Below are 16682 nucleotides of genomic sequence, written 5' to 3'. Positions count from 1 at the left end.
CTTATGGATAGAGGTGTAATATCGGTCAGATATGCCCGTGCGCTCTTGGAGAGTGCCACGGCGCAGAAGGTCGAAGATGCCGTTTACCAGGATATGATGACGCTCTCCGAGAGTTATCTCCAGGTGAAGGCCCTTCGAACTACGATAGACAACCCTATGCTCCGCAAGGACCAGAAGCAGCATGTCTTGGAGACGGCAATGGGCGCGCCCACTGCTCTGAGCAAGCGCTTCGTATCCCTGGTCTTGAAAGAGGACCGGGAGAGTATCCTTCAGTTCATGGCTGCTTCGTATGTCTCTCTTTACCGGAAGCAGAAGAATATCATCCGCGGTCACCTGACTACTGCCGTTGCCGTTGACAAGGCCACAGAGGCCAAGCTCCGGCAGATGGTGGAGAGCAGGGCAAAGGGTAGTGTAGAGTTCACTACCGAGGTGGATCCGTCGCTCATCGGCGGTTTCATCCTTGAGTATGACACCTACAGAATGGATGCCAGCGTGAAGACGAAGCTTCATGCCATCCTCAATTCTTTAAATAAAAAATAAACATGTCAGAAAAGATAAAACCAAGCGAAGTGTCTGAGGTCCTTGAGAAGGAACTGCAAGGCATCAACAACGCGGACCAGTTTGATGAGGTCGGCACCGTGCTTACCGTAGCTGATGGTGTGGCTCATATCTATGGCTTGCGTAATGTTGAGGCTTCAGAACTTCTCGAGTTTGAGAATGGCACCATGGCCATTGTCATGAACCTCGAGGAAGACAACGTCGGTTGTGTCCTCCTCGGTCCCACCGCAGGCATCAAGGAAGGCGAGAAGGTGCGCCGTACGCATCGTATCGCTTCTATCCGTGTGAACGATAACTTCCTCGGACGTGTCGTCAACCCGCTGGGTCAGGCTATTGATGGCAAGGGTGACATCGATCTCACCGATGCTTTCGAGATGCCGTTGGACCGTAAGGCTCCGGGCGTGATTTATCGTCAGCCGGTGAAGGAACCGTTGCAGACAGGTCTGAAGGCCATCGACTCCATGATCCCTATCGGTCGTGGCCAGCGTGAGTTGATTATCGGTGACCGTCAGACAGGTAAGACGGCCATCGCTGTCGACACCATCATCAACCAGAAGAGTCTTTACGAGGCCGGTAAACCCGTATACTGTATTTATGTCGCCATTGGTCAGAAAGCCAGTACGGTGGCCTCTCTCGTACAGACACTGAAGGATCACGGCGCTATGCCTTATACCATCGTCGTCAGTGCTACGGCCGCTGATCCTGCCGCTATGCAGTATTATGCTCCGTTTGCCGGAGCTGCTATCGGTGAGTATTTCCGTGACCGCGGTCTCTCCGCCCTTGTCGTCTATGATGACCTGAGCAAGCAGGCTGTGGCTTACCGTGAGGTATCCCTGATTCTCCGTCGTCCGTCAGGACGTGAGGCTTATCCGGGTGATGTATTCTATCTCCACAGTCGTTTGCTCGAGCGTGCCGCCCGTATCAACGACCAGCAGGAAGTTGCCGAGCAGATGAACGACCTGCCGGAGTGCATGAAGGGACATGTCAAGGGTGGTGGTTCGCTTACCGCTCTGCCGATCATTGAGACGCAGGCCGGTGATGTGTCCGCCTATATTCCTACGAACGTGATCTCCATCACCGATGGTCAGATCTATCTCGTCACCGATCTCTTCAACCAGGGCTTCCGTCCGGCTATTGATGTCGGTATCTCAGTGAGCCGTGTCGGTGGTTCCGCACAGATCAAGAGTATGAAGAAGGTGGCCGGTACGTTGAAGATCGATATGGCACAGTATCGGGAGCTCGAGGCCTTCTCGAAGTTCTCCAGCGATATGGACCCCGTGACGGCCATGACGCTTGACCGAGGCCGTAAGACCAACCAGTTGTTGATTCAGCCGCAGTACAGTCCTATGCCTGTCGGTGAGCAGATCGCCATCCTTTACTGTGGTGTCCATGGCCTGTTGCATGATGTTCCTGTTGATCAGGTTCGTAGTTGTCAGGATCAGTTCCTTGACGCTATGCGCTCGAAGCATCAGGATGTCATCGACACCCTTGCCAGTGGCAAGCTCACGGACGACTGTGAGGCTACCATCAAGGATGTGATGGCCAATATTGCCGGACAATTTAAAGCGTGATAGCCTATGCCGTCGTTAAAAGAGATTAAGACCCGTATCACCTCTGTCAAGGGCACCCGTAAGATTACGAGTGCCATGAAGATGGTGGCGTCATCAAAGTTGCATCATGCCCAGGTAGCTATTCAGAACATGCTTCCTTACTCCAATCAGTTGGAGCATATCCTGAAGAGTTTCCTGATCTCTACTCCTGATGCCTCATCGGAGTATCAGATGGCTCATGCACAGATGAAGCGTGTCGCTCTCGTTGTCTTCAGTAGCAACAGCAGTCTCTGTGGCGGTTTCAATAATAACGTCATTAAACTGATGCTTCAGGCAGTCGAGGAATACCATGCCCTGGGTGTCGAGGATATCACTATCTATCCTATAGGCCGTAAGGTAGAGGAGAAGGTAGATAAACTCGGTCTGAAGAAAGGTGGTAGTTTCCTCGATCTCGCCGACAAGCCGAATTCCGAGGACTGTCGGCAGTTGGCCATGAAGCTCTGTGAGCAATTTCTCCATGGTGAGGTCGACAAGGTTGAATTGATCTATCATCATTTCAAGAGTGCCGGCTCCCAGATTCTGCAGCGTCGCACTTTCTTGCCTATTGATCTCTCTACGGAGGCTATCGGTGAGGAGAACGACCGTGATCTGGGCAGTAACCTTGCTACCGCAAAGGCCCAGGAATATCTTCGTAAAAAGAAAGCCAAGGAAGCGGGTGAGCGTATCCAGGGAGCGAAGATCAATGATGATTTCATTGTTGAGCCGGATCTGGAGACCGTCCTCCGTGCCCTTGTGCCGAAGGAACTTCATCTGAGCGTTTACACGGCGCTCCTCGACAGTGTTGCCTCTGAGCATGCCGCCCGTATGGTCGCCATGCAGGCTGCTACAGATAATGCCGATGAACTGCTTAAGGAACTCAACCTGCAGTACAACAAGAGTCGTCAGGCTGCTATCACAAGTGAATTGCTGGATATTGTTGGCGGTAGTGTCAACAATTAAAAGTAAAGAAGTAAAAAATTAAAAAAGTAAAGGCTGCGCTCCTTCGTGGGACGCAGCCTTTATTTTTTTGCTTTTATAGCTCACCATAGATTATTATAGCTCGCCATAGACCTATAGAGGGCTATAGTTTTCTATTGCGAGCTATATAGCTATAGTCTATACGAGGTACTGCGAAGAGATACTCTCGTTGTTGACAACACGGCGGATAGTCTCGGCGAACATGTCAGCGACGCTGAGCTGCTTGACCTTGGCGCAACGCTGCGTGTAGGGGATGGAGTCGGTGAAGACAATCTCCTCGAGACAACTGTTCTGAACACGCTCACTGGCGGGACCACTCATGACACAGTGGCTGGCGCAGGCACGGACGCTGATGGCACCAGCTTCCTTCATGAGGTTGGCAGCCTTCGTGATCGTACCGGCGGTGTCGACCATATCGTCGATGATGACAACATTTTTGCCCTTAACATCACCGATGATCTGCATGCTTTCCACCACATTGGCACGTGCGCGGGTCTTGTTGCAGAGCACCAGCGGACAACCCAGATATTTGGCGTAGGTGCTGGCACGCTTACTACCGCCGACATCCGGAGAAGCAATGACGAGGTTGTCGAGCTTGAGCTTCTGCAGATAGGGGAGGATGACACCACTGGCGTAGAGGTGATCTACAGGCACATTGAAGAAGCCCTGAATCTGGTCAGCGTGGAGATCCATCGTGATCAGACGGTCGATACCTGCGACACTGAGCAGATCAGCTACAAGCTTGGCGCCGATGCTCACACGCGGTTTGTCCTTACGGTCCTGACGGGCCCAACCGAAATAGGGGATGACGGCGATGATGTTACGTGCGGAGGCACGCTTGGCGGCGTCGATCATCAACAACAACTCCATGAGGTTGTCGGAGTTAGGGAAGGTACTCTGTACGAGGAACACATCACGACCACGGATAGACTCCTCATAGGATACCGCAAACTCACCGTCGGAGAACTTGGTGACGACCAGGTTACCGAGGGGACATCCTAAGCTTTGGCAGATTTTCTCTGCCAGGTATCTCGTCTTGGTGCCCGAGAATACCAGAAAAGAGTTTTTATCACTCATTGCTTTTAGCGTTATTATTGTAAAGAAATGTACTTCCTTTTTGGGGGTCATCATGGAATGACTTTTCCTTGTCATTCAGGAATGGCATTGCAAAAGTATGAAAATTTTCTAGAAAAACCAATGATATTGGAAATTAAATGCTATCTTTGCCCCATAAAATTATTTTTTATCAAGAATGAAAGTCAATTTAAGCACATTTTCAGAACTTCATGAGCCTGTTTACGTCCTTGAGGAAGAACGTCTGCGCAGAAACCTCTCACTCATCCGGCGAGTGGTCCATGACGCTGATGTCGAGATCATCCTTGCCTTCAAGGCATACGCGCTGTGGAAGACTTTTCCGATCTTCCGGGAGTATATCCATGCCACGACGGCCAGTTCTCTTTATGAGGCCCGTCTTGGCTATGAGGAGTTCGGCGCTCAGACGCATACGTTCTCTCCGGCCTATAATGATCAGGAAATTGATGCCATTGCCCGTTGCTCTAGTCATCTGACGTTTAACTCTTTGTCCCAGTATGAGCGTTACCATACCCGTGTTCGCGAGGTTCATTCGTCGATCAGTCTCGGCTTGCGTGTCAATCCTGAATATTCGGAGGTGGAGACACTCCTTTATAATCCATGTGCCCCCGGCACGCGATTCGGCGTCATCGCTGACAAGATCCCGCTCCGTTTGCCTGCTGATATCGAAGGTTTCCATTGTCATACCCTTTGTGAGAGTGGTGCTGACGTTTTTGAACGTACTTTGCAACATATTGAGGAAAAGTTCAGTTGTTGGTTCCCCCAACTGAAATGGATCAACTTCGGGGGTGGCCATCTTATGACGCGTAAGGATTATGATGTGGACCGTCTCATCCGTATCCTCCGTGATTTCCATCGCCGTTATCCCCATCTTCATGTCATCCTTGAGCCTGGTAGTGCTTTCGGTTGGCAGACAGGCCCGCTGATTGCTCAGGTCGTTGATGTCGTAGAGGACCGTGGTTATCGTACGGCCGTCCTCAATGTTTCGTTCACCTGTCATATGCCCGACTGTCTGGAGATGCCCTATCACCCCGCTGTTCGTAATGCCCGTATTCTGGAGTACGGGAATGCCGAACAAGAGTTGCAGAACATGCAGCGGCCCCATGTCTATCGCTTAGGCGGTTGTAGTTGTCTGAGTGGCGACTATATGGGCGACTGGCAGTTTGACCATGAGTTGGAAGTAGGGGAGAATATCATCTTTGAGGATATGCTCCATTACACGACGGTCAAGACAAATATGTTTAATGGCATCACTCATCCCTCCATCGCCATTGTTCATCCCCAGGGGAATCTGGAGTGGCTGCGGCGGTACAGTTATGAGGATTACAAGACCCGTATGGATTGAGCGTAGGGATATGATTGATGCATCAATCATATCCCTATTAATATAATAAGGTGTAAATTGGTAAAATGAAGAAAAAGTGACTTTTTTGTGAAAAAAGACGAGAAAAGATTTGCGGGTAAAGGAAAAAGTTACTACCTTTGCACTCGCATTTAGGGAAATGCACCTCACTAAGAGGAAAATAAGCGGCAATAGCTCAGTTGGTAGAGCGCAACCTTGCCAAGGTTGAGGTCGCGGGTCCGAGTCCCGTTTGCCGCTCATAATTTTCTGAAACGACCCAAAGATAAGATTTTTCTTATCAAGGAAAATGCCCAGGTGGCGGAATTGGTAGACGCGCACGTTTCAGGTGCGTGTGTTTCACGACGTGCAGGTTCGAGTCCTGTTCTGGGCACTTTTCATGGGTAGTCTCTGTGTTGGAGAGATGGCGGAATTGGTAGACGCGCTACTTTGAGGGGGTAGTGGTAATTGTACCGTGGGAGTTCGAGTCTCCTTCTCTTCACTTTTTAAATGTTCAGTTGCGGCAATAGCTCAGTTGGTAGAGCGCAACCTTGCCAAGGTTGAGGTCGCGGGTCCGAGTCCCGTTTGCCGCTCTTGATTTTTTTATTCCTTTCTTTAAAGGAAAAAGTATTACGAATACTACGAACAAGTCTCAAGCATGAATTTATACGTAAGATATTTTGATCGTGAAGCTCTTTTTCATAATTCCGAAGAAGTAATAGCATTTCTTTCTCGTATTGATGAGATTGGAATGGATGATAAGTTAGCCAATGAGATTCGGGAATATGCAGAGAGTGATGTGTTGTATCCCAAGCGCGTGAAAGTCCGTCCACGTGCCTATTTTATCATTATTAAGACGACCGCCGAGACGATGGCGGATTTTAAGGCCAAGAAAGGTGTTCATCCTGTTTCGCCGGGTGAAAAGCAGAAGATGGCCGGCAGTGCCGTCCTTCGCCTCAGCGAGCAGCGTCCTGGTTGGTATGAGGGTGATTTGAACTTCAAGCGTGTCGTCACCATTCCTGCCACAGGCAAGCATGAGTACCGTGACACCCGTTTCGTTGTGCGTTGTAAGGCGATGAGCGGTCAGGACTGTTACGACCGTATGGTGGAGAACCTGCAGGAACGTGTGGACCGTCGTAGTCAGTTCCCTTCCGCAAAGGGAAAGAATTTCCATTTCAAGTATTTAGGTATGTGGAAGCAGGCATAGGCTTATGAACAAGGTGATGTTGATAGGTAATGTGGGCAAGGATCCCGACGTGCGTTATTACGAGGCCGATCAGGCGGTAGCGCAGGTCTCGCTGGCGACAACAGAGAAGGGGTATACCTTGCAGAATGGTACGCAGGTGCCCGATCATACCGATTGGCATAACCTGGTGTTCTATCATGGTCTTGCCAAAGTGGTAGAGAAATATGTCCATAAGGGTGACAAACTCTATGTGGAAGGTCGGTTGCGCTATCGTTATTATGATGATAAGGCCGGCCGTCGCCATTTTGTTACGGAGATTATCGTGGACAACATGGAGATGCTCACACCAAAAAATAAAGAATGATGGATATAGACAGTATATCGCACTTATCATCGCTCGTGGACGTCAATCCGCCGTCCACGGGCGTTATTGTGGCAGCTCTCTTGGCTGCTTTGCTCATTTTGGTCTCAGCCTTCGCTTCCGGCAGTGAGATAGCCTTTTTCAGTCTCACGCCCGAAGATCTTGACGAGCTCGATCCCCAGCATAGTGCCAAGGACAAACTCATAGAGAAGTTACGTGATGACTCTGAGCGGACATTGGCGACGATATTGATTACGAACAACTTCGTCAATGTCACCATTATCATGCTCTGTAATTATATTTTCGGCTCGATCATCAAATTCCATGCGCCATGGTTGGAGTTTCTCTGTATCACCGTCTTGCTGACCTTTCTCTTGCTTCTCTTCGGTGAGATCATGCCGAAGGTCTACAGTCGACAGAATGCCCTGCTGTTCTGTCGCCGTGCCTGTCACGCCATCAGTGTGCTGGAGAAAGTGTTTTGGCCTTTGGAGAATATCCTCATCAAGAGTGGCAGTCTCGCCGAGCGTGCCGTGCCGAAGGAGAGCCGTCAACTTAGTGTTGACGATCTGGAGACAGCCCTTGAGCTGACCGACAAGAGTGAGATCAAGAATGAGCAGAGTATGTTGCAGGGCATCATCCGTTTCGGCGATGAGAACGCGAAGGATGTCATGACGTCGCGCCAGGATATTGTAGACCTTGACATACACTGTTCGTTTTCCGACGTGCTGAAATGTATTGTAGACAACAACTACAGTCGTATCCCTGTCTATCAGAACAACACCGACAATATCCGTGGTGTTCTCTATATCAAGGACTTGTTGCCCTATCTCGGCAAGCCGTCCTCGTTCCGTTGGCAGAGTCTGATCCGTCCGCCTTATTTCGTACCGGAGACGAAGAAGATCGATGATCTGCTTAGGGAGTTTCAGGAGAACAAAGTCCATATCGCCATTGTTGTCGATGAGTTTGGCGGTACCTCCGGTCTCGTGACGATGGAGGATATCCTTGAGGAGATTGTCGGAGAGATCAACGACGAGTATGATGAGGAGGAGAAGGTCTATTCGAAACTCAACTATAACACTTATCTTTTTGAAGGCAAGACCCTTTTGAGTGATTTCATCAAGGTGCTGCATATCGATGATGATGAGTTTGCTGATGTTGAGGGAGATGCCGACACTATTGCCGGTCTGCTTCTGGAGATAAAAGGAGACTTCCCGAGTATCCATGAGAAGATCTCTTATAAGAACTACACTTTTGAGGTCATGGAGATAGAAGAGCGCCGCATCTCGAAAGTGAAGGTTACCGTACACGAAGTGAAAAAAGTGGAGAAATAAACCTACCCAACCTCCTTCCGAAGGGAGGGGCTTTTGTAGGGACATGATTTATCATGTTCCGCCGAATGAGACATAATATTTTGAACGATGCCTTTATTCCGCAAAACGATATTCTACAATGGAACGAAATTCGGTCTTTGGAGGATCACGGAATCCCCCGAAGACCTTTTCGCATTATATCCTTATCTGGAGAAATACCGTGCCCATGTGCAGAAAAACTATCATAAGGACGGACGTCGTCTGGAGTTTCTCTGCTCCCGTATTCTCCTCTTTGAACTGTCGGGAGAATGGCAGGAGATCAAGCACCGGGATGACGGCGCCCCCCTCGTAGAAGGTTATGAGCTCTCTATCTCCCATACTCGTGGTTTTGCAGCACTCATTATTTCAAAAGACCATCCTGTAGCGGTGGATATCGAGTATCCGAGTGATCGGGTGGGGAAGATCGCCGCGCGTTTCCTGCGTCCCGACGAGTCCTTCACGGACATCCCCCGTCAACTCATCGCCTGGTGCGCGAAGGAGGCCTGTTATAAGTATTTCTCTGCTGATCATCTCGACTATCCGGAAATGTGTGTTCATCCCTTCTCCCTCGAAGACCAATGCCTGAATGTGGATAATCTCAAGCGCCGATGTTCCTTATCCTTGGATTTTGAAAGAAATCAAGAATTTACTTTAGTGTGGAGGGGATAAAAATATTGTTCAAAAAATTTGCTGATTTGGTTTAATTCTCGTATCTTTGTGGAAAATAAAATGTTAACAGATTATGAAACGGACAAGGATAGTAAAACAGATCAGTGATGCCATTCATCAGGTTGATCCGTCTGCAACAGCCATTCTCTATGGGTCAGAGGCCCGCGGTGATGCAAGAGCGGATAGTGATATTGATGTCCTTATTTTAATCGATGGTGATACATTGAATTTGGAAAAGGAACAGCGTTATACAACACCGTTGTACATGATCGAATGGTCCACGGGTGTGCCGGTAAGTCCTACCGTGATGCTACGCAAAGACTGGGAACATCGGCCTTTCAAAACGCCTTTTTACATTAATGTTAAGAATGAGGGGAGAATATTATGAAAGAGGAACTTGATGAGGAAAGTCGACATGCTTTATTAATTCCATCAATATGTGTTTTCTTTGCAAATTCAGAAATAAATTCTTACCTTTGCAAACCAATTAAATCCCTATGGGAGAATTATGACGGCCTCAAGGGTCGCATCCTACGGTGGAAATGATAAAAGATAAAACTCAATGATAGATACAAGTGCATTTCAAGGCAAGAAAGCCACATACTATACACTCGGTTGTAAACTAAACTTCTCGGAGACATCGACCTTTGCTAAGACACTCAGTGAGATGGGTGTGAGTACGGCGAAGGACGGAGAGGTCGCCGATCTTGTTCTTGTCAATACCTGTTCGGTGACGGATGTCGCCGATCAGAAGGCGCGGCATATCATCCGCCATCTCGTCAGAGAGAATCCCGGCGCTTTCGTCATCGTCACGGGCTGTTATGCCCAGTTGAAGCCGGAGACGGTGGCGAAGATCGACGGCGTTGATCTCGTGCTCGGCAGTAACGAGAAAGCCAATCTCATCCAGTATCTCAGTGATGCGTGGACAGGTCAGTTGCAGCCCGGTGAACTGTCGAAGGTTGATGATGGCAGTGATCCTCATCTCCATCGTTTCCATTCCGTGAAGACGAAGGACATCACGTCGTTCCAGCCGTCCTGCTCCCGTGGCAACCGCACGCGTTATTTCCTGAAGGTACAGGATGGCTGTAACTATTTCTGCACCTATTGTACCATTCCCTATGCCCGTGGCTTCTCGCGTAACCCGTCCATCGCTTCCCTCGTAGAACAGGCTGAACAGGCAGCGGCGGAAGGTGGTAAGGAGATCGTCCTCACGGGCGTGAATATCGGTGACTTCGGCGAGACGACCCATGAGCGGTTTATCGACCTCGTGAAGGCCCTCGATGCCGTGGAGGGAATCCAGCGTTACCGTATCTCCTCCCTCGAGCCCGACCTCTGCAGTGACGAGCTCATCGACTACTGTGCTCACAGCCGCGCCTTCATGCCCCATTTCCATATTCCCTTGCAGAGTGGCTCCGATGAAGTGCTCAAACTCATGCACCGCCGTTACGACAGTGCCCTTTTCGCCCATAAGATCAATCTCATCAAGGAGAAGATGCCCGATGCCTTCATCGGTGTTGACGTCATGGTGGGTTGTCGAGGTGAGAAGCCCGAGTATTTCGAGGCGTGCTATGATTTTCTGAAATCGCTCCCCGTGACGCAGCTCCATGTCTTCCCCTACAGTGAGCGTCCCGGCACGTCGGCCCTCGCCATTCCCTATATTGTCGACGAGATAGAGAAGAAACGCCGTGTCCACCGGTTGCTGAAGCTCTCCGACGAAAAGACGAAGGCTTTCTATGCCGCCCATATCGGCAAAGAGGCGGAAGTCCTCTTTGAGAAGGCAGAGCAGGGACATGCCATGCACGGCTTCACGCGCAACTATATCCGTGTGGAGCTCCCTGCCGCCCAGGCCCGTGAGGAGTATGATAATGAGATTCTCCGCGTCCGTCTCGGTGATTTTAATTTTGATCAGAGTGCGTTAAAAGCAGAATTGTTATGAGTAAGGTAGTTGTCGTTATATTAAACTGGAACGGCCGGGAGATGCTGCGGAAGTTTCTGCCCACCGTCTATCAGTACAGTCGTGAGGAGGCTGAGGTGTGGGTGGCCGATAACCGGTCAACCGACTGTTCCATGGAGATGCTTGAGGAGCAGTTCCCACAGGTGAAGACGCTGCTCCTCGATCAGAACTATGGTTTTGCTGGCGGCTATAACCGTGCGTTGAGCCAGATCGAGGCCGACTATTATGTCCTCTTGAACAGTGATGTCGAGGTGCCGCACCACTGGCTCACGCCGATGCTTGAACTCATGGAGCGCCGTCCCGATGTCGCCGCCTGTCAGCCGAAACTCCTGTCCTATTATGACCATGATGTCTTTGAGTATGCCGGTGCCGCCGGAGGTTTCCTCGACCGTTATGGCTATCCGTTCTGTCGTGGCCGTGTCTTCAGTACGGTAGAGCGCGATAATGACCAGTATGATACCGTAGATGACTTGTTGTGGGCTACGGGCGCCTGTCTGATGATTCGCAGTAAGGACTTCCATGATGTCGGTGGCTTCGACGACCGCTTCTTTGCCCATAATGAGGAGATCGACCTCTGTTGGCGTCTGCGCCAGCGTGGCCGCCGCATCGTCTGTGTTCCCGACAGTGAGGTCTATCATGTCGGTGGCGGCACGCTGCCGCAGGGCAATCCGCGGAAGACGTTCCTTAATTTCCGCAACAACCTCACGATGCTCTATAAGAACCTCCCCGATGATGAGCTGCGCCCCGTCATGCGCATGCGCTGGTTCCTCGACTACCTCGCTGCCTTCGAGACGCTCATCCTCAACCGGAATGTCGGTGATTTCAAGGCCATCTTCAAAGCCCGCCATGCCTTCCGGAAGTGGAAGCATGACTTCGACAAGGACCGTGAGGAGATAGCCCGCACGCGGTCGGAATCATCTGTCCCCGAGCGCCGTCCCTATAGTATTCTGTGGAAATATTATCTTCAGGGAAAGAAGACATTCACGGAGATGGAAAAATAATTTTTCTTTTTTTGACTATTTCTTTTGCCGTATCGAAAACATTTCTTATTTTTGTGCATTGAAACATCGTTTTAAACCAAAAGAGGCTTATGAGAAAATTTAACACTTTCGTTATGGCAGTCGTCTGTTTCTTTGCCACTGCCACATCGGCTACAGCACAGGACTCTCCTGCAGAAGAGTCAGACAACAATCTGTTCAACCATCTCGCCGTTGGCCTGAACATGGGAACGCCGGGTATTGGTATTGACCTCTCGGCCCCGATCACGCCCTATGCCGCCATCCGTGCCGGGTTCAACTTCTTCCCTAAGTTCAAGTATCATGATGACTTCTACCTCAGTGATACCTACATTGATGAATACAACAAATTCCGCAGACTTCATCCCGAAGAGAATTTGCCCGATCCTACCTGGAGTGATGGTGATGTTGCTTATGAGGCTTCCGCTCACAACACTACGGGCCATGTCCTCTTCGATTTCTATCCCGGAAAGAAATGTACTTTCCACTTCACGGTCGGTGCTTATTTCGGACCGTCGTATGTCGTGAAACTGAAGAATACGAAGGAGGGACTTTTCAAGGGTGTGTCCGTTTATAATCAGTATGCCGAGAACCATTCCGCTGAAGGCTATCAGAAGATCGGTGTCTGGTTCGACGATACCTATTTCCTCGAGCCTGATGCTGACGGTAATGTCAATGGCAATATCAAGGTCAGTGGCTTCCGGCCTTATCTGGGTGTCGGAGTGGGTCGTGCCGTCCCCCGTCACCGCATGGGATTCCAGTGTGACCTCGGCGTGCAGTTCTGGGGTAAGCCGAAGGTTTACTGCCAGGGACAGGAGATTTCCAAGACGGAAGGCAATGATCATGAAACCGATGACGGCGGTTTCGTTAAGACGGTGAAGAAGATCACGGTCTATCCGACGCTTAATTTCCGTTTGGTAGGAAGAATTTTATAATTTTCCACCGAATGGTTGCGGAACATGATGAATCATGTCCCTACAGAGAATCAATTTTGGAACATTTTTTGTTTTCTTCTTTTGTGGAAGGACGTTCCTCCCGCAAAAGAAGAAAACAGTTATGAAGAAACAGACAACGCCGGAGAAACGGCAACAATTCTTTAATTGGAATGGAATACTGATAGGTATTTTGATTCTAGTGCTCCTGAATTCTCTTCTGGCTCCTTATATTGGTCAGTCGCAGATGAAGGATGCAGACTATGGTACCTTTATCTCTCAGTTGGATCAAGGTAAAGTTTCCAAGGTCGTCGTCAAGGACGGCTATATTTATTATGACATTCCGTCAGCGACAAAACAGCAGGCTGACAAATCGTCAAAGACTTACAATCCTTTCGCTCAGCCGCAACCGCAGACGCAGACCTACCGTACTTCTGAGGTCAATGATCCGCAGCTTGTGGCTCGTCTGTTGAAAGCCAAGGCGCCGACGAAGACGGGCAAGGTGGAGATCTCCAAGGAAGTGCCGCAGAAGAGCTCACCGCTTGTCGACTTCTTCGTATGGTGGATTCTCCCGGCTCTCATCTTCTGGTGGATCTGGCGTGCCGGAACGAACAAGATGATGAAAGGCGGCCTCGGTGGCGGCGGTGGTTTCCTCTCCGTCGGCAAGTCGGGAGCGAAGGTCTATGCCGAGAGCGATGTGAAGACGCGCTTCGCCGATGTCGCCGGACAGGATGAGGCGAAGGCCACACTCATGGAACTTGTCGACTTCCTTCATAACCCGAAGAAATATACTTCTCTCGGTGCCCGTCTGCCGAAGGGCGCCCTGCTCGTCGGTCCTCCGGGAACGGGAAAGACGCTGATTGCCCGTGCCGTCGCCGGAGAGGCTCATGTGCCGTTCTTCTCCATCAGTGGTTCGGAGTTCGTACAGATGTTTGTCGGTATGGGTGCCGCGAAAGTCCGTGACCTCTTCCGTCAGGCTGCGGAGAAGGCACCGTGTATCATCTTCATCGATGAGATTGATGCCATCGGCAAGAGCCGTGACTCTTCCATGGGCAATGATGAGCGTGAACAGACGCTGAACCAGTTGCTCACGGAGATGGATGGCTTCGATGCCACGAAGGGTGTCGTCATCCTTGCCGCCACGAACAGACCCGAGAGTCTGGATAAGGCCCTGCTGCGTCCGGGTCGTTTCGACCGTCGTGTCATCATGGAACTCCCGGACCTTGAAGGTCGTAAGGCCATCTTTAAGGTTCATCTCCGTCATGTCAAGCATGCCGACATTGATATGGATGCCGTAGGCCGTGCCACCGCCGGTTCCAGTGGCGCCGATATCGCCAATATCGTCAACGAGGCTGCCCTCCGTGCCGTCCGTCTCGGTGAGAAAGCCGTGACGACGCAGGATATCGAGGAGAGTGTGGAGACCGTTATCGCCGGTGAACAGAAGAAAGGGGCTGTCATCTCTCCGGAGGAGAAGAAGATCATCTCCTATCATGAGATTGGCCATGCCATGGTCGCCGCCATGCAGACGGGTACGGCACCGATCCAGAAGATCACCATCGTGCCGCGTACCAGTGGTGCCCTCGGCTATACCATGCAGGTCGATGCCGGGGAGAAACACCTGATGAGTAAGACAGAGATGTTGCAACAGATCGCTACCCTTACCGGTGGCCGTGCCGCGGAGGAGGTGATGTGCCATACGTGTACTACGGGAGCCTCCAACGATATCGAGAAGGCCACGCAACTCGCCCGCTCGATGATCACCACCTACGGCATGAGTGACCGCTTCGGTATGGTGCAGCTCGAGCAGCAGCGTAACCGCTATCTCGGCGGCAACAGCAGTCTGACGTGCAGTGCCGATACGGCGAAGGCCATCGATGATGAGGTCGAACGCATTGTCCGAGAGGCCCATGAGAAAGCCGTGAAGATCATCACCGACAACCAGGACAAGATGAATGCCGCCGCTGCCATCCTGCTGAAGAAGGAGACGATCACGGGCAAGGAATTCATGGAAGTTATTCAGAAGTAAAAAAGTAAAGAAGTAAAAAAGTAAACGTAGGGACAGGGTTGATCATGGTTTTTCCCCTGCGGAGGAACCATTAAGGAAATATTCGCACAGAAAGGAGCTAAAATGACCCGCTTTCTGTGCGAGTTTGTTTCCTTTTTGTCAGTAAATAATCGGTGAAAAATCTCGTTTTTTCGTTTTTTTGGACAAATTGAACTTGCAAACTAGAGCGAGAAAGCCGCGAAGAAAGGAGAAAATGGAGCAAGTACCGTGTTTTTGGGTCGTAAACACCATAGATATTTTGCTAAATATCGGAGATAATTTTCTCTGGATGTTGTTTACGAGTGGTAAATAACGGAGAAAAATTGCATAAATCATTGTTTTTTGCGCTGTTTCTGTTGGTTTTATGCGTATGTTTATACGACGTAAAAAGTTCGCAAATGGTAAGTTATTGATTATTAATAATATACAAAAACGTCTGAGAGTCGCGTATTTGCGGGCAATTGTTCAGTTGCTTGAAAAATCGCGAATTTTGAAGGGGTTAAAACAGAGGGTATTTCGTCGATAGAAACCATGATGATAATACTAATAAATAGCTGAATTTCGTCGGCAGAAATTGAGGGTGTTTTATCGGTTCTATCCTTTAGTAGGTGGCCGCTACATGGCGGCCACCTTTTTTATCGCCGCCCAGCCCATCGTCTTCCTCAGGTTCATTTCCGCAACTTTGACATAATAATGGCCTTCTTCGTCGACGACCATGAGATCGATGCCGAAGGGCCCCGTATAGATATTTCTCACAGCGGGAGACATGACTTTCCGGAAATGATCGATCAGCGGAAGCACTTCCTCCCAAGGGATGAATGCCGACAACTGCCGCCGTTTCTCCTTCTCCGACGCGATGACATTGCCGCGGTAGGTGGCACCTTCGGTATGGAAGAGGCTCAGACCCTCATAGCGAACGCTGCCGTCCTCGTCAGCGAAGAATTCGAGAGCAAAATCTTTCACCTTATTATATAGGGGCTCTACAACCACACAGCCCTGCCTGGCGATGACGCCACGGGCCCACTGCTGCCACGGCGTCGACGCCATCAGCTCCGTGGAAAGGAGGAGAACGCCACGGCCGCTGCTGCTCCATGGACTCTTCAGCACGCCGCTGCCATGGCTCCCCAGGAATGCCGCTACGTCCTCCAAGGATTCTGTGGCGATAGCCGCCGTCTGCAGATGACGGACACACCAGCAGCGGGATGACAGGGCGCGGATGGCATCAAGGCGTGGCTCCATGGCTTCGTCCCACTGCCGGACGAGGCCTTTGTTGTCATGAGACAGCAGCCGGTGATACTCATGGACGACGGCACGGTCCCAGCCCCACGGTTCCAACTGCAGCGTCGCGGGGGTATAACCCGCGGGAACTTCCGAGACGAAGCGAACATCATGGCGGTGCTCTGCGGGAACGACGGCACCCGGAGGCATGAGGATCAGATCATCCGGTGCCGCCCACCGTTCGGGGAGGAAAAATAGTTTCTGCCGTTGGATCCTTCCGGCCTTCGGTGAGGTCCAGTTCCACTGGTTGGCGGCCAGGGCAAGGTCATGTTCGGGATTGAAGATATGAAGTTTCATCTGATGTAAACGATTACGTGGACAAAATTAGTAAAAAAAT

Annotated in this window: 14 protein-coding genes, 4 tRNA genes and 1 pseudogene; 17 read left to right on the top strand and 2 right to left on the bottom strand. The window is 50.5% G+C overall.

What is annotated here, in order from left to right; genetic code table 11:
- Positions 1-3 precede the first annotated feature (3 nt).
- Genes G604_RS0107145 through G604_RS0107135 form a run of 3 tightly spaced genes read left to right on the top strand, consistent with a single transcriptional unit; the run spans position 4 to position 3107 of the window.
- On the top strand, positions 4-540 hold the full coding sequence (locus G604_RS0107145) for a F0F1 ATP synthase subunit delta (protein ID WP_028909975.1): 537 nt from the start codon (positions 4-6) through the stop codon (positions 538-540).
- A 2-nt stretch (positions 541-542) separates the two neighbouring features.
- Positions 543-2129 carry a F0F1 ATP synthase subunit alpha gene (gene atpA, locus G604_RS0107140; protein ID WP_028909974.1) on the top strand — a complete coding sequence of 529 codons (1587 nt, stop codon included), beginning with the start codon at positions 543-545 and terminating at the stop codon, positions 2127-2129.
- A 6-nt stretch (positions 2130-2135) separates the two neighbouring features.
- Complete coding sequence (locus G604_RS0107135; RefSeq protein ID WP_028909973.1) at positions 2136-3107, top strand: F0F1 ATP synthase subunit gamma; 972 nt, start codon at positions 2136-2138, stop codon at positions 3105-3107.
- Positions 3108-3263: 156 nt separating this feature from the next.
- On the opposite strand, the gene G604_RS0107130 is transcribed toward G604_RS0107135, so the two are convergent.
- Positions 3264-4202, bottom strand: coding sequence for a ribose-phosphate pyrophosphokinase (locus G604_RS0107130; RefSeq protein WP_028909972.1), 939 nt, complete (start codon positions 4200-4202; stop codon positions 3264-3266).
- Between the two features lie 175 nt (positions 4203-4377).
- Between G604_RS0107130 and nspC the strand changes: the two genes are divergently transcribed.
- The 14 genes and pseudogenes from nspC (at position 4378) to ftsH (ending at position 15049) form a co-directional block, all read left to right on the top strand.
- A complete protein-coding gene (gene nspC, locus G604_RS0107120; RefSeq protein WP_028909971.1) occupies positions 4378-5562 on the top strand; it encodes a carboxynorspermidine decarboxylase in 1185 nt (394 codons plus the stop codon).
- Positions 5563-5744: 182 nt separating this feature from the next.
- Positions 5745-5817, top strand: a tRNA-Gly gene (locus G604_RS0107115).
- Between the two features lie 51 nt (positions 5818-5868).
- Positions 5869-5950, top strand: a tRNA-Leu gene (locus G604_RS0107110).
- A 24-nt stretch (positions 5951-5974) separates the two neighbouring features.
- Positions 5975-6058, top strand: a tRNA-Leu gene (locus tag G604_RS0107105).
- An 18-nt stretch (positions 6059-6076) separates the two neighbouring features.
- Positions 6077-6149 (top strand) — tRNA-Gly (locus G604_RS0107100).
- A 65-nt stretch (positions 6150-6214) separates the two neighbouring features.
- Positions 6215-6763: a hypothetical protein gene (locus tag G604_RS0107095; RefSeq protein WP_028909970.1), complete on the top strand. Its 549-nt coding sequence runs from the start codon at positions 6215-6217 to the stop codon at positions 6761-6763.
- Between the two features lie 4 nt (positions 6764-6767).
- Positions 6768-7097, top strand: a pseudogene (locus G604_RS0107090) (single-stranded DNA-binding protein); the annotation flags it as partial.
- Between the two features lie 8 nt (positions 7098-7105).
- Positions 7106-8434: a gliding motility-associated protein GldE gene (gene gldE, locus G604_RS0107085; protein ID WP_036904875.1), complete on the top strand. Its 1329-nt coding sequence runs from the start codon at positions 7106-7108 to the stop codon at positions 8432-8434.
- A gap of 87 nt (positions 8435-8521) precedes the next feature.
- A complete protein-coding gene (locus G604_RS0107080; protein WP_051220269.1) occupies positions 8522-9121 on the top strand; it encodes a 4'-phosphopantetheinyl transferase family protein in 600 nt (199 codons plus the stop codon).
- A 73-nt stretch (positions 9122-9194) separates the two neighbouring features.
- Positions 9195-9509 (top strand): nucleotidyltransferase domain-containing protein, encoded by a 315-nt coding sequence (locus G604_RS0107075; RefSeq protein ID WP_028909966.1) that lies wholly within the window; start codon positions 9195-9197, stop codon positions 9507-9509.
- Between the two features lie 174 nt (positions 9510-9683).
- Positions 9684-11057: a tRNA (N(6)-L-threonylcarbamoyladenosine(37)-C(2))-methylthiotransferase MtaB gene (gene mtaB / locus G604_RS0107070; RefSeq protein ID WP_028909965.1), complete on the top strand. Its 1374-nt coding sequence runs from the start codon at positions 9684-9686 to the stop codon at positions 11055-11057.
- Entirely contained in the window at positions 11054-12076 is a 1023-nt protein-coding gene (locus G604_RS0107065; protein WP_028909964.1) for a glycosyltransferase family 2 protein, read from the top strand. The genes mtaB and G604_RS0107065 overlap by 4 nt, the downstream gene beginning before the upstream one ends.
- 89 nt (positions 12077-12165) lie before the next feature.
- Entirely contained in the window at positions 12166-13026 is an 861-nt protein-coding gene (locus tag G604_RS14750; RefSeq protein WP_155941878.1) for a hypothetical protein, read from the top strand.
- A gap of 121 nt (positions 13027-13147) precedes the next feature.
- Positions 13148-15049 carry an ATP-dependent zinc metalloprotease FtsH gene (gene ftsH, locus G604_RS0107055; RefSeq protein WP_028909963.1) on the top strand — a complete coding sequence of 634 codons (1902 nt, stop codon included), beginning with the start codon at positions 13148-13150 and terminating at the stop codon, positions 15047-15049.
- A 633-nt stretch (positions 15050-15682) separates the two neighbouring features.
- On the opposite strand, the gene G604_RS13775 is transcribed toward ftsH, so the two are convergent.
- The gene (locus tag G604_RS13775; protein ID WP_051220267.1) at positions 15683-16642 is read right to left on the bottom strand and encodes a hypothetical protein; all 960 of its coding nucleotides are present in this window, start codon (positions 16640-16642) and stop codon (positions 15683-15685) included.
- Positions 16643-16682: the final 40 nt, after the last annotated feature.

This window comes from Prevotella sp. AGR2160, assembly GCF_000424185.1.
Classification (GTDB): Bacteria; Bacteroidota; Bacteroidia; order Bacteroidales; family Bacteroidaceae; genus Prevotella.
The sequence above is the reverse complement of the archived record's forward strand: the minus strand, read 5'-3'. Positions and strand labels throughout refer to the sequence as shown.

What these genes read in the sequence shown, in the direction of transcription:
- atpA (WP_028909974.1), top strand. Translation starts at nt 543, where the DNA reads ATGTCAGAAAAGATAAAACCAAGCGAAGTGTCTGAGGTCCTTGAGAAG.
- G604_RS0107095 (WP_028909970.1), top strand. Translation starts at nt 6,215, where the DNA reads ATGAATTTATACGTAAGATATTTTGATCGTGAAGCTCTTTTTCATAAT.
- G604_RS0107130 (WP_028909972.1), bottom strand. Translation starts at nt 4,202, where the DNA reads ATGAGTGATAAAAACTCTTTTCTGGTATTCTCGGGCACCAAGACGAGA.
- G604_RS0107080 (WP_051220269.1), top strand. Translation starts at nt 8,522, where the DNA reads ATGCCTTTATTCCGCAAAACGATATTCTACAATGGAACGAAATTCGGT.
- mtaB (WP_028909965.1), top strand. Translation starts at nt 9,684, where the DNA reads ATGATAGATACAAGTGCATTTCAAGGCAAGAAAGCCACATACTATACA.
- G604_RS13775 (WP_051220267.1), bottom strand. Translation starts at nt 16,642, where the DNA reads ATGAAACTTCATATCTTCAATCCCGAACATGACCTTGCCCTGGCCGCC.
- gldE (WP_036904875.1), top strand. Translation starts at nt 7,106, where the DNA reads ATGGATATAGACAGTATATCGCACTTATCATCGCTCGTGGACGTCAAT.
- G604_RS0107135 (WP_028909973.1), top strand. Translation starts at nt 2,136, where the DNA reads ATGCCGTCGTTAAAAGAGATTAAGACCCGTATCACCTCTGTCAAGGGC.
- nspC (WP_028909971.1), top strand. Translation starts at nt 4,378, where the DNA reads ATGAAAGTCAATTTAAGCACATTTTCAGAACTTCATGAGCCTGTTTAC.
- G604_RS14750 (WP_155941878.1), top strand. Translation starts at nt 12,166, where the DNA reads ATGAGAAAATTTAACACTTTCGTTATGGCAGTCGTCTGTTTCTTTGCC.
- G604_RS0107145 (WP_028909975.1), top strand. Translation starts at nt 4, where the DNA reads ATGGATAGAGGTGTAATATCGGTCAGATATGCCCGTGCGCTCTTGGAG.
- G604_RS0107075 (WP_028909966.1), top strand. Translation starts at nt 9,195, where the DNA reads ATGAAACGGACAAGGATAGTAAAACAGATCAGTGATGCCATTCATCAG.
- G604_RS0107065 (WP_028909964.1), top strand. Translation starts at nt 11,054, where the DNA reads ATGAGTAAGGTAGTTGTCGTTATATTAAACTGGAACGGCCGGGAGATG.
- ftsH (WP_028909963.1), top strand. Translation starts at nt 13,148, where the DNA reads ATGAAGAAACAGACAACGCCGGAGAAACGGCAACAATTCTTTAATTGG.